At 62.7% G+C, this 12,865-nt stretch carries 10 protein-coding genes; 8 read left to right on the plus strand and 2 right to left on the minus strand.

Going from position 1 to position 12,865, the window contains the following annotated elements; all coding sequences use genetic code 11:
- Window positions 1-7: 7 nt before the first annotated feature.
- Window positions 8-682: a general stress protein gene (locus GNK13_RS08490; RefSeq protein ID WP_164102080.1), complete on the minus strand. Its 675-nt coding sequence runs from the start codon at window positions 680-682 to the stop codon at window positions 8-10.
- Between the two features lie 238 nt (window positions 683-920).
- Between GNK13_RS08490 and GNK13_RS08495 the strand changes: the two genes are divergently transcribed.
- The 5 genes from GNK13_RS08495 (at window position 921) to GNK13_RS08515 (ending at window position 6,954) form a co-directional block, all read left to right on the plus strand.
- Window positions 921-2,585: an MBL fold metallo-hydrolase gene (locus tag GNK13_RS08495; protein WP_164102081.1), complete on the plus strand. Its 1,665-nt coding sequence runs from the start codon at window positions 921-923 to the stop codon at window positions 2,583-2,585.
- Between the two features lie 90 nt (window positions 2,586-2,675).
- Window positions 2,676-4,292 (plus strand): bifunctional metallophosphatase/5'-nucleotidase, encoded by a 1,617-nt coding sequence (locus GNK13_RS08500; RefSeq protein WP_164102082.1) that lies wholly within the window; start codon window positions 2,676-2,678, stop codon window positions 4,290-4,292.
- Between the two features lie 13 nt (window positions 4,293-4,305).
- The gene (locus tag GNK13_RS08505; RefSeq protein ID WP_164102083.1) at window positions 4,306-4,902 is read left to right on the plus strand and encodes a DsrE family protein; all 597 of its coding nucleotides are present in this window, start codon (window positions 4,306-4,308) and stop codon (window positions 4,900-4,902) included.
- A gap of 68 nt (window positions 4,903-4,970) precedes the next feature.
- A complete protein-coding gene (locus tag GNK13_RS08510) occupies window positions 4,971-5,624 on the plus strand; it encodes a thioredoxin family protein (RefSeq protein WP_164102084.1) in 654 nt (217 codons plus the stop codon).
- Between the two features lies 1 nt (window position 5,625).
- On the plus strand, window positions 5,626-6,954 hold the full coding sequence (locus GNK13_RS08515; RefSeq protein ID WP_164102085.1) for a putative sensor domain DACNV-containing protein: 1,329 nt from the start codon (window positions 5,626-5,628) through the stop codon (window positions 6,952-6,954).
- Window positions 6,955-6,957: 3 nt separating this feature from the next.
- Here GNK13_RS08515 and GNK13_RS08520 read toward each other — a convergent pair whose 3' ends face one another.
- Complete coding sequence (locus GNK13_RS08520) at window positions 6,958-9,381, minus strand: right-handed parallel beta-helix repeat-containing protein (RefSeq protein ID WP_164102086.1); 2,424 nt, start codon at window positions 9,379-9,381, stop codon at window positions 6,958-6,960.
- A 496-nt stretch (window positions 9,382-9,877) separates the two neighbouring features.
- On the opposite strand from GNK13_RS08520, the gene GNK13_RS08525 reads away from it, so the two are divergent.
- From GNK13_RS08525 to GNK13_RS08535, 3 genes are read left to right on the plus strand one after another with little or no spacing between them, the layout of a single operon-like run.
- Window positions 9,878-10,780 (plus strand): DUF1559 domain-containing protein, encoded by a 903-nt coding sequence (locus GNK13_RS08525; RefSeq protein ID WP_164102094.1) that lies wholly within the window; start codon window positions 9,878-9,880, stop codon window positions 10,778-10,780.
- Window positions 10,780-11,313 carry a hypothetical protein gene (locus GNK13_RS08530; RefSeq protein WP_164102087.1) on the plus strand — a complete coding sequence of 178 codons (534 nt, stop codon included), beginning with the start codon at window positions 10,780-10,782 and terminating at the stop codon, window positions 11,311-11,313. Before GNK13_RS08525 ends, GNK13_RS08530 begins: the two co-directional genes overlap by 1 nt.
- A gap of 7 nt (window positions 11,314-11,320) precedes the next feature.
- Window positions 11,321-12,718, plus strand: a complete 1,398-nt coding sequence (locus tag GNK13_RS08535) for a PepSY-associated TM helix domain-containing protein (protein ID WP_164102088.1) — start codon at window positions 11,321-11,323, stop codon at window positions 12,716-12,718.
- Window positions 12,719-12,865: the final 147 nt, after the last annotated feature.

Genomic DNA, 12,865 nt, shown 5'->3' on the forward strand with positions numbered 1-12,865 from the left:
CCATGAGTCAAAGGGTGTGGGCACTGGGGTTCTGGGTTCCCGCCGGGCGGGTTCCTGGAGTCCGGGGTGTGCTGCCAACGGCTCCTCGTTCGGCTGGAGTGATTTCGCCGCGAGGGACCAGCTTGCCTTCATAGTCCACCCGCTGAGCCGCCATCGGGTCGCGGGCGTGTTCGGTCTCGCGACGGTCGTAGTCGTAGGCGTTGGCATTGTCGAGGATTCGCCGCGCCCGGACCGCGTCGTCGCCGGTGGCTCGCACCGTGACGATCGTCCGGCCCCGCTCGAGCTCCCCGTGATAGTACTCCGCTTCGTGCTCGGGAATTCCGAGCCCAATCAAGGCGCCGATCACGCCACCGGCAGCCGCGGTTCCAGCCGCGCTGGCTGCGATCGCCGCCAACGCTCCGCCGGCGATGACCGGCCCGATGGCAGGTAGGGCGCCGGCGACGATTCCGAGCCCCCACAGGGCCCCGGCACCAAGCCCCACGGCTGCACCAGCGGCAGCACCTTCGCCTGCCTTGGTTCCTTCGTCGTGCTCCTGAAACCGACCCTCGCTGTCCTGGGACGCCACTCCGATGTGGTCATCCGCAAATCCCGCGGCCTTGAGGTCCCGCACCGCCTGCTGAGCTTCGGCGTGGGAATGGAAGGCGGCGACGATCAACTCGCGCTGCGTGGAAGGGGCTGCCATAGCGAATCTCCTCGGCATGAGGTGGGAAAGAGGAGGCGCTGCGGCGTCGGCGCAGCACGCTCCGAACACCCCACAAATGCTGCACGGGCTGTGCCGCACGGCCGCTCTGGCCGGTCGGGTCGCTCTGGCCGGTCCATGCGGGGGTCAGCCGCGGAGCGCCGAACGCCCGATTTTCCTGCAGCCCTCGCCTCCACATGACGAAAACAATCAAAAGATCATTTGACTGTTGGTGCCTGCGGTGGTAGAACTGGATCAGGTCGCGGCGAGCGGCTTCCTGCGATTGCGGGAGGCGATCGCCGGCCGGACCGATCCGACTTCAGCACTGCTCAAAGGGGAGAGGCGTTCGATGACCACACGACGACAGTTTTTGGAGCATGCCGGTGCCCTCGGGCTCGGCACGCTGTTCACACCGATGGCTGCGGGCGTGACCCGCGCTGCCGAAGAAACGGTCGCGGAGGCTGCAAAGATTCCCGGGCTCGTCTTTGAGAAAATCGAAGCGGGCGGGATCTCGCACTACTCCTACTTTCTGGGCGATGCGGTGACCGGCGTGGCCGCGGTGATCGACCCGCGCCGGGACGTCGAGGTTTACCTCGAGCTGGCCCGCAAGCACCGGCTGAGGATTACGCACGCGATCGAGACGCACGTGCACGCCGATTTTGTTTCGGGCAGCCGCGAGCTGGCCGCCCGCAGCGGCGCCACGATCCATGCCAGCGTCGAAGGAGGGACGAGCTACCAGTTCGATGTCGAACCGGTGCGGCATGACGACCATTTGCGGGTCGGTAATCTGGACCTGAAGGCGCTGCACACACCTGGACACACTCCCGAGCACATGTCTTATCTCGCCTCGGTGCAGGGGGAGCCGAGCCGGGCGTGGGGACTGTTCACCGGCGATTTCCTGTTTGCCGGTGCGGTGGGCCGCCCCGACCTGATGGGGGTGAAAAATACCGATCGGCTGGCCGAGTTGCTCTTTACTTCGTTGCAGACTGCATTCGACGAGCTACCCGGGGCGGTGCCGATTTATCCGGCCCACGGGCCGGGGTCGCCGTGCGGGGCGGGGATCGTCGAGCGCGAGGGCGTTCCGACCCTGGGGGTCGAACGAGCGAGCAACCCGGCGCTGCAGTTCACCGACCGAGACGCGTTCATCGCCGATTTGCTCTTCAAGCAGCCTCCGGTCCCTTACTACTGGCCGCGGATGAAGGCCATCAATGCTCGGGGGCCGGAGGTTCTCGGCGAACTGCCCCAGCCGCCCGCGCTGAAGCCGAAAGAATTCAAGTCGCTTGTCGCTGACGACGGCGTCCAGTTACTCGATACGCGACACCTATTCGCCTTTGGCGGCGGGCATCTCGCTGGAGCGATCAATATCGGCTATTCCGCATCGATTTCGATGTGGGGTGGGTGGCTGCTCGATCCCAATCGTCCGGTGGCCTTGGTCGTGCCCACGCAGGGTGAGGTGAGCCAGGTTGTCGCGTGGCTGGCGCGGATCGGCGTCACCAACTTCGCGGGTGTGCTCGACGGCGGGATGGACGCTTGGGTGATGGCGGGTGAGCGTTTCGAAACGCTCGACCAACTATCGGTGCACGACCTCCACGAGCAACTTCGCAAGCAGCGGATCCAGCTACTCGACGTTCGCCAGCCGAGCGAGTGGGATCACGGGCATCTGCCGGAGGCGACTTATATGTTTTTGCCAGAGGTCCCCAAGCGGATGCGGGAGATCGACCGTCGCCGGCCCGTCGCCGTCTACTGCGGGACCGGGTATCGGGCGAGCATCGCTGCCAGTTTGCTCCAGCGTGAGGGGCTGAAGGTCTACAACGTCCCCGGCTCCTTTGGTGGCTGGTTGGCCGCCGGCTACGACGTCGTCGTGCCGCGAGCTCCTGGCAAGGCTTCCGACACTCGGCGGACCTGAGGCGCTCGAAAGGCGTGAGTTGAAAAAACTCTCCCGTCGCAGCCACCCTTCTTTCCTTCCTCTGCACCTGCATTGCGGTATCTCAAAATCATGTCACTTCTGCGAATGGCAATGATCGCCAGCGCTCTCTCGGTGGCTTTCGGTTCTTCGTCTCCGGCGGCGTCCGCTGCGGAGCGCGAGGATGCGAAGGCAGTCGGCTCGAGGCGGGCGTCGATCGTCTATATCAATGATGTCCATGCTCAACTCGAGCCCCACCCCGAGCTCTTTTGGTCGGGAGCGGAGGAAGAGTACGTCCGGGACGCGGGCGGACTGAGTCGAATTGCGACGGTCTTCAATCGGCTTCGGGCGGAGCGTCCGGGCGAATTATTGTTCGTCGATGGGGGTGACACGATTCAGGGGTCCGGGCCTGCAGCGTGGACCGAAGGCAAAGTCGTTGTCGATCCGATGAACGCCCTGGGGCTGGATGTCGCCATTCCTGGAAACTGGTCGATTGCCTATGGACCGTCACCCTGGAAGACACGCGCCCAGGAGTTCACTTATGAAGTTGTCGCCGCCAATATGCGGGACGGCCAAAGTGGTGAGCTGTTGTTTGAACCCTATACGATTCGAACGATCAACGGAATCCGGTTCGGCATTATTGGATTCACCGAACCGGACATCCCGACGCGTCAGCCGCCGCACTTGAGCGAAGGACTCGCATTCCAAGCGGAGGAGGTACTACCACCGCTCGTCAGTGAACTTCGTGAAGAGCATCGCGTCGATGTGGTCGTGTTGGCGACACATATTGGCCTTCCCAAAGCGATTGGATTAGCCGAAACGATCGACGGGATCGACATCATACTCTCGGCCGACACGCACGAGCGGACATACGAGCCGATCGTGCGAGGGGATACTTGGATCGTCGAAGCGGGGGCGTTTGGATCCTTTGTGGGGCTGTTGGATTTGAGGATCGACGAGCAAGGGGAGATTGTGGATCGGGCGTGGCGTCTGATCGAACTTCGTCCCGAGCTTTATCCGGAAGATCCGGAAATGAAGCGGAGCGTCGATGCTTCGCTTGCTCCGCACCGCGAACGCATGAACCGCGTCATCGGCCACACCGACATCTGGTTGGCACGCTACGAAGTCCTCAACACCTCGCTCGACAACGTGATCGCCGACGCGATCCGTGAGGAAACGGGGGCCGATATTGGACTGAGCAATGGCTTTCGCTTCGCGCCTCCCACCGCTCCGGGGCCAATCACCGAAGCCGATCTATGGACTTGGCTGCCGCTGCGGTTGGAGCTGAAGACGGGGCAGGCCAGCGGTGCTCAGCTGCACAAGTACTGGGAGAAAGAACTGGAAAACTCCCTCTCCAAGGATCCCCAGAAACTCTTTGGCGGCTGGTTGCCACGCGTCTCGGGCTTGACAGTCGACTTCCGCATGCACGCCGCGGCAGGAGAACGCCTCGAGCGGCTTCGCATTGGGGGCGAACCGGTGGACGAACACCAGATGTACACCCTGGCCGCGGGAAATCGACAGGGTGCACCCGAGGATTACATCCATCGCGTCTCGGGCTGTCAGCTGACTCAGTTGCAAGAAATCAACACCCACGACGCGGTTGAAAACTACTTGCGTCGACACTCACCGATCCGCGCGGACCGCGAGCTCAGCGTGCGATGTCTTGACAGTCCCGGCGTGCTGCGCTCGCAAATCCTTAACTCTCTCTAAATGGAGCTGATTGATGATGTTTTCCACGACCACCAGCCGCTGCTGCGCAAAGCTGCACCGCAGCGCCTGGCATGCACCGGCGCTCGTAACTGTTGCCTGTACCCTGTTGGCAAGCATGACGAGTGTGACCGCCAGCGAAACACAATCCGCCGAACGGAAGGCGGCTGCGAATTCTCAAGCGGACCGGCCGGTGATCGGTATCGAGCATCGAGGTCCGATCAAGGTGGTTTTCCAGGTCACGGGTGACGACATGAAGGAAGGCGTCGGAAAGGGCCTCTTCTACTTGCGAAAGATTTATAAGGGATATCTGGCTGCGGGGATCCACCCGGACCAGCTCGATATCCACGCGGTCTACCATGGAGATGCCTCGGATCACATGCTGAGCGACGAAGCGTGGAATCGCGTGCGGAACGAGACCGGCGGAAACCCCAACTCCGAAATTCTCACCGAGCTGGCAAAGTTGGGAGTCAGCGTGGAGCTGTGCGATACGCGGCGGGTCGCCAACGGCTGGGCTAAATCGGATGTGCATCCTGACGTGAAGCTCGTCAGCGGTGCCTACCATCGGATTATCGATTTACAGCTCCGCGGCTATGCCTATGCCAAGTTCTAAATGACGCAGTCGCTTTGCGGCTCAGGATTGACTATTTCTTATATGATGCTCCGTATGGTGAAAAAGATATGAATAAGACTCATAATCCCCGGCCGAAGGCGAGCGGGTCCGTGCAGCAGGCGGCTCGTGTTCAGAACGCCGAGAGTTCCACGCGGCGAGGAATCGGGAGATGGGCCGCGGCATTTGTCGCTGTCACGGTCGTGGGGTTGGCGATCGGATCGACCGCTTGGACGGCTGGCAACGCGGGGCGCGGCGACGGCGAGGGGGCTGATCCGGCGGCCGCGGCTTTGCAGACGGCCGCAACTGTGCAGACGGCTCGGGAACCGGCCCAGGACCCTCAGGCTGCGGCTGCGGCTCAGGCTGCGGCTCAGGCTGCGGCGAAGGCGGCTGAGACGCTTTGGCGAGAGGATTTCGCGGGCGCGTTGCGGGAAGCGGGCGAACAGGGGAAACCGGTCTTGCTGCGCTTCACGGCCTCTTGGTGCAACCCGTGCCAGGTGATGGAAAGGCAGGTCTGGCCTCGCGAGGAGGTCCGTCGCGCCCTTGCGGAGCACGCGATTCCGGTGAAGATCGATATAGATCAGGCGTCCCAGGGCGAGGTCGTTCAGCGGTATGGCGTGCGTGCGATTCCGGCGTTGGTGTTGGTGGGCGCCGACGGTGAGGAGTGGGCCCGAGGCGGTTTCATGAGTGTCGAGGCGTTGGTGGAGTTCCTTCGGGAAACGTAAAATGGATTTGGCTCGGGTGATTTCGGCGGTGGTTGCGGCTTGGCGACCACCGCCCAGCGACGCGGTCTCCGAGCCTTCGCAGGAGCCATGCCAGGACTCGCCCCAGGATCCCCACCTCGATCCGGCGATCCTCAGCCGCTTGATTTCGACCGCTTTTGAGGCGAGTTTGCTGCGGGAAGAGAATCGCCCGCTGACGTTCCGCATGATCATGCGGTGTCCCGACCGGTTTCCCGACGTGGTGGGGAAGCCCACGGCGCTGCAGCGGCTCCCCTTCGATGCGATGCGTCCGTTCACCGCTCAAGAGTTGCGGCGGCTGACCCCGGCGGTCGACCATGACCGCGCACTGGTGGGGGTCTGCGTCGACGCCAACGGGGAGTTGCGGATTTGGGGGATCGTCCATTCCGGACCGCGATGGCTCGAGCAGTTCTACGGTGGCCGCGGGGCGGTGCTGAACCTTCCCGATTCGCTAATCATCGGGGTCAACGATCCGGGATACCTGGTCATCAGCCAGGGAGCGCGGCCGCTGTGTGCTCTGGAAGGGGGAGTGTTGCAGGACAGCCGTTTGAATGTGTTCGGGTCCAAATGGTTTCCGCAGCTGTTCGCCGGTTTTCGCCAGGAGCTCAGCCAACTCCACGAGGCGGCGAAGGAGGAGAGTGGCGGCGCCTGGGCGGATCTCGACAACAATTTCACCCGGATGGTGGGACGGCAAATGATCCAGCGTCTGATCTCGACGATTCAGCGATCGAGGCACGGCGGAACGCTGTTGATCGTCCCGGTCGAGCGGGCGGACGAGCTGGTCCAGCCGAACCCGTGGATCAAGTTGAAATACAAATTCGTGGGGGAAGAGCCACGGTCGCGGTTCCGGCATCTGATCGTGCGGACCATGAACACCCTTGCCGCAGCGAACTCCCACCTGCAGAGCGGACAAGGCTCTGTCGGCTGGGATGAGTACGGCGGGGCGGTGGGGCCCGAGCTGGCCGCCCTCGACGAAGCAATTTTTGAACTGGCCCACATGGTGGCGACGCTCACCGCCGTCGACGGCGCGGTGGTCGTGACTCGCCGGTTTGAGCTGCTCGGATTCGGCGGCGAAATTGCCGGCGCGCTCTCGGAAGTCACCTCCGTGGCCCGAGCCTTCGATCCCGAGGGGAAAACCTGCCAAGTCGAACCCACCGAAGATGTCGGCACCCGCCACCGCTCGGTCTACCGGCTTTGCAACACGCTCCACGACGTGATGGGGATCGTCGTCTCCCAAGACGGAGGAGCGCGTTTCGTCCGCTGGAACGATTCACAGGTGACCTACTGGAATCACAGCTCGCTGACGCCGCCGTAGTCGCTACTCGGAGCGAACGTCTTCGGGCTCGAGCCCGTGGTGGGCTTTGAGCATCGCGATGAAGCTGGGGAGAAGCTCGATTTTCTCCGCCTGGCAGTGTTCGATCAGATCGTTGCCGAGGGCCGTGTTCAGCTGGTAGTAACGTACGCGCTTGTTGAGTTTGACGAAGCCGAACCGGTCGACCTCGGCCGGTTTGGACGCACCGCCGATCCGTGGCGCGTGGAGCGTGCAGTTGGTCAAGTGGGTGCCGAGTTCCGCGTCCAGCGCGTAGATCGTTTCACGGCCCGCTTGCACCTGCGGAGCGAGGCTGCAGTTCTCCAAAGTCAGCTTGCCACGCAGGGGACCCTCAGCGGCCGCCGTGAAGCGGTCGACCGTGCTGTCGGTGACGATCACGTCGGCTGCACTGCCCCCGAGATAGACGCTCAGACCGGGGCAATTTGTAACCCGGATCTGAGGGTAAAGTGCGGCGGCATCTTGGTACGTCGTCGTCCCTTTGTTGCCGAGCCGCAGATGCGCTGCGTCCGGATCGTTGGGAGCGGAAGCCGGGATTGCTTCGAGCTGAATGTTCTCAAACGCCATCAGGCAATTCGGTTTCAGCTGTTTCCCGTCGTAACCGCCCTCGCGGCCCAAATCGTAATGATAAGGATCGGGGACGCTCCATAACCGGACGCCTTGCTGACGGCCGAGGACGGTGACATTGCGGGCCGTGAAGTGGTGTGCGAAGAACAGCCGCGCCCCGTCCTCGGTTTTGGAAAAGTTAGCAACGCGAAGTAGCCAAATCGGGGCGGTCGACTCGGGAAAACCGCTGTAGTCAACTTGCAGGTTTTCAATATCGATCGTGCGTCCGCAGCCGATTGGATAGCCGTAATCGAAGCGACCCGGGCTGCTGCTCAAGATTGCGACCGGGCGATCGCGCGAGGGGGTCAATTTGCAATTTCGGATTCGGATGTTGCCGTCCCATTTGGCCCCGAAATCATGGCGGAAGTTGACGAACGTATTGCCGTCTTGGACGGTGTTCTCGATCGTCAGATCACCGCCGCCGGTGATCGAGATTCCGCGGAGGCCGATCTCCGAGTCCTGGATGGTGAGATTCCAGCAGTGGAAGTGAACGTCGACCCGATTGAGCCGACATTTCTCGATCCGAAAATTCTTGTTGATATTCGTGCCAAACACACCCCAGTGCAGCCAGCTTCCTTCGGCGGTGAGGTTGCGGAAGGTGCAATTCAGCATCCGCGCTCCGCTGATCCCGTAGGTGCCCGCTCCCACTTTCTTCTTGGGGTCTCGCCGGTTTTGCTCCCAGGGGATCAGGCGAATGTTCTCGAGCGTCACATTGAAGACACGGCTGAGATTGTAGAAGCCCGAGCGAGGTTCCATCGAGATATCGCTTTTGCCGGGCTCCAGGCCGACCCATTGGTTCTGGATCTTGGTGCGGCTGCGTCGGATGCTAAATCCGTTTTGGTAATAGCTGGTATATTTCGTTCCAGGGTTGTCCCCCGAGAGATAGAACCCACCGCCATTGATGATTAGAAAGGTGTCGGGACAGGGCGTGGCGGTCAATTGCGTGTAGTCTTTGAACTTCCATGCAATGTCTCCGAGAATCCGCCCATCTTCTTCGACATAAAAAAGTTCTTCACGGTCCCAGGATTGTCCCTTGTAACGATCGCCAGCGCGGAACCCGATCTGGTCGTTGGCATCAGCGATGCTCACCAGGCAATTTTTGTAAGGGGCCATTTCGGGGATCAGCTGAACGCCCGGACCGAGCCGCTTGAGAAAGGCTGCTTTGGCCGCGTCGTCGAACTCGATTGGTTGGGAAGACTGCTGATTTTCGACGATGAACCGGGGCGTTCGCTTTTGGTTGAACCTCTCGTCGATGTGAAAGATCGTGTTTCCCCACTCGACGTTGGTAGTGATCGGAATCGCAGTCGTGTTGAGGATCCAGAACTCGCCCTGGTGCTGGATGATGGGAAGCTGGTGCTCGGCGGCGTACTGATGGGCCTGCTTGATCTGCACACCGTCGTCGTTCTTGCCGTCTCCGATCGCCCCGAACATCCGGTAGTTGACCGCTTCGCCCGGCAGCAAGCGGGCGAGCTGATCCGCTTTCAGCCCCACCACTGCTCCCCCGTCGGCTGCGGGCTCCGACGCCGCCTCGATCCGGTAGACCGCGTTGCCTCCGTCGCCGGGAGCGTGATAGCCGAGCGTCTGAGCGAGCCATCCAACTCGCAGCTCTTCGTCCCCACGCATCGCGGCGACGGTCGGATAGACCCGGACCCGCAGCGGTTCTCCAGCGGATTCGGCTGCCGCGCCGCCGTCGGCTGCCAGGCTCGGAGAGTCACCGCCGAAAACGATTCCCCCGAGGCTTAGGAGCGCAAGCGCCTGACGGCGTTCTAAGGCTTTGGGTGAAGCGCTGTCGCAGCGGGAGATAGGCATGGCAGGTCCTCTGCCGGCTCAGCGGCCGGGCGTGGTCGGCGGGGAAGGGGAGGTGGGAAGGGAGTTCGGCGAGGGAGGGAGTGGAGGAGCGGAACTCCCGAGGCGTCTCGGCGCCGCTTGCCATCGTACTTCACGATCGAAGCGACGGTGCGGCCTCGAGCTCTCGAGGCTCCCCAAACCCTTGGCTCGCCCCGCAGAGCTTCGGAGCGCCGCACCCGCCGACTCGACCGAGCGGCCGGTCGTAGCGATTGCCCCCTCAGGACCGGGGGGGCGGACTGGGGGGAGGTGACGGCCGGGGGGCAATCCGGGTCCATTCTGCCCGCTCCCTTTGACAACCTCGGCTGCGGCGACTAAAAACTGGCGATACTGAGACTCGATCTCAGGTATCTTGCGTTTGTCTGAGCCAGCCATTGGTCCGCGCCTGCCCGGGGCCGCCATAGCCAGCGATTGATCGGTCCGTACCGCCCAAATCGTCGACTTTCCTGTGGAGGCACCCATGCTCCGATTCCCCGCTGCCGCGGCTGCTCGTCGCGGTTTTACCCTGGTTGAACTGTTGGTGGTCATCGCCATCATCGGCATGCTCGTCGGGCTGCTGCTGCCGGCCGTCCAGCAAGCTCGTGAAGCGGCCCGCCGGATCCAGTGCACGAACAATCTGAAGCAGATTGGGTTGGCGATGCACAACTACCACGACGTCTACACCAGCTTTCCCTCTTCGCGGACCGCTGATACCGCGGTCTGGTCGGTCTCGATCCTGCCGCAGCTCGAGGGAGGCAATCTGGCGGAGCTCTACGACTACGACCTGGACTGGAACGAGGGGACGAACCTCGATCTGAAGACGCTGATGCCGGCCAGCTACGAGTGCCCTTCCAATCCTTCGGGGGGCGACGTGTTGAGCGTCAATGGTTTCCAGACGACCGATTACGCGGTGCTCCGCAATGCCACGGCGTGGGACCAACACGAGTCGCTCTTTCAAGGCAACGATTTCCGTCGCATGCGGGACATCACCGACGGGACCTCGCACACGTGCATGGTCTACGAGTCGGCGGGCCGCTCGGACTGGTATGTCAACGGCCGTCAGAATCCGGGCCGCAGCGGTTACAACCACACGTACGGGACCGAGAAAGATCCATGGACCTCCAGCCAGAACGCGGGTTGGATGTTCGCCTGTGAAGTCGATCTCAACGCCGCCGGCGACGACATGACGGCGGTTTATTGGTCGACGGGCAATCGGGTGATCAACGTCAGCAACTGGTTCGGGGCTCCGTACTCGTTCCACCCGGGGGGCATCCAGATGGGGATGGCCGACGGATCGGTGCGATTTGTCTCGGAAACCGTTTCCATGGACACGATCAAGGCTCTGACGTCGATCAACGGCGGCGAAGTGCTGGGGGCGTTTTGATGGTTGCACGATTTGCTACCGTCGCCCGCCGGCGTCGCGTCGCCGGTCCGCTCATGCGTTGCAGCGGGCTCTCCCTCGCCTGCCTGCTGCTGGCGGGTTGCGGCGGCGACGATGCCTGGCATGCGGAAACGCAGCCGGTTCAGGGGAAAATCACGATCAACGGGCAACCGCCCGCCGGCGCCGTGGTGACGCTGTACCCGACTGGGGCGGAGTTCGACGTGCGAGAGTCGAAACCGTGGGGCGTCGTTGGCCCCGACGGCATCTATCAGCTGCGGACGTACGAGAAAGGGGATGGCGCGCCGCGCGGCGAGTACGACGTGACGATTGTGTGGCGGGAGAATCCGTCGATTCCGGGGTCGCCCGACATGCTCTCGGGGGCTTACGACGAACCGACCGAATCGCAGTGGTCGGTCACGATCGAAGAGGATCAGACGGAGCTACCGCCCATCGAAGTCACCGGGGCCAAGGTCGCCGAGAACCCACGGCGTCAAATGCAGCGGCCTTCGCCGTTCGAAGAACCCGAGGTTCAGTGATCCAGCCATGTCGATCGATGTCGTTGAAGCTCCGGTTGCAGAAGCTGCGCCGCACCGACCGCAGCGTCCGGCGCGCCAGCCCGCCTCATCCTTGTTCCGAGTGATTTGGCGGTGGCATTTTTACGCTGGGCTGATCGTCTCGCCGCTGATCATCGTGGCGGCTCTGACCGGTGGAATCTATCTGTTTGGCGCTGAGATTGTCGACCTCGCCAATCGCCAACTGCTGTTCGTCGAATCGGTCGGGCAGCCGGTCCCTTACCAGCGGTTGATCGATGCAGCCGAAGCGGCCGTCCCGGGCGGCACGGCGACGCGGATCGTCGTGCACACCGAGCCGAGTCGCGCCGCAGCGGTCACGGTTTCGCCGCCGGCGGAGGAGTCTCCTGCCGCCGACGGAGCATCCTCGCGGAGCGATCGCGGGCGAACCGTTTACGTCGATCCCTACACGGCCGAGGTGCAAGGAACGCTCGACGGGCCCCTGCCGCTCGAATCGTTCTTTCGCATCGTCCGGCAAATTCATCAGCGGCTGTTTGCGGGAACGACCGGACGGATTCTCGTCGAATTGGCGACGACCTGGACGCTGATCCTGATCCTCAGCGGCGTCTACCTGTGGTGGCCCCGCCGCAAGGAAAAAACCAAAGGGGTTTGGCTGCCACGGTGGCCGGCCAAGCCATACACGGTTCTCCGCGACGTGCACGCTCTGGCGGGGGTTTACCTGGTGCCGGTGTGCTTGGTCATCATCCTCAGCGGGCTCTACTACTCGCTCGTGTGGGGCGAGTCGTTCCACTTCGTGAGCAAGCAGTTCTTCGCCACGGCGGCAGTCGAGGATGTCGAGCAGTCGGGCGACGATGCCGAAGATGCGACCCCCTATGTTGCTCCCGCTTTCACCTTGCAGCAAGCGATCACGAAAGCTCGCTCGGTCCACCCGGTGCGCGACGTGACTGTAACGCTGCCGAGCCAATCGGCCGACCACTACGAAGTCTCGGCAATCAATGACTACGCCCGCGGCACGTACGGAGCGATGAACTCGAGCAGCTATAAGATTCATCGCGAAACGGGTGAAGTGCTCGAGCTCAGCCACCTCTCGGAAAGCGAGCGGTGGTGGGGGCACGCCTGGGCGTACCCGCTGCACGTGGGGAGTATCGTGGGGCCGCTCAGCAAGATCGTGTGGCTCCTGGCAAGCCTGGTCCTGGTCGTCCTGCCGTTCACCGGGTTGTGGATGTGGTGGAAGCGGCGACCTCAAGGAGGGACGGGGTTCCCGAGGAAACCGTCGTTCGAAGTCGTCCCCGCCTGGATCTGGATCTCGATCGTGCTGCTGTGTTTGTTGTTGCCGATGTTCGGGATCTCCGTGCTCGCGATCCTCGTCGCCGATCGGCTCGTCCGCAGCCTCCGCCCGACGCCGGCCTAGCCCGGACGATTCATCCGCCGCCGGCCGCCTAGCTGGACAGCGCCACTTTCTCGCGCTGAATTGCCATAAAGTCAGCAGTGCCCAGCAGTTGGCTACAAAGTCGTTTAACGGCAAGCCGAAGGCGACTGTGTTTTAAAAAGCAGTCGC

It is taken from the genome of Candidatus Laterigemmans baculatus (assembly GCF_010367455.1).
In the GTDB taxonomy this organism is placed as follows: Bacteria; Planctomycetota; Planctomycetia; order Pirellulales; family Pirellulaceae; genus Laterigemmans; species Laterigemmans baculatus.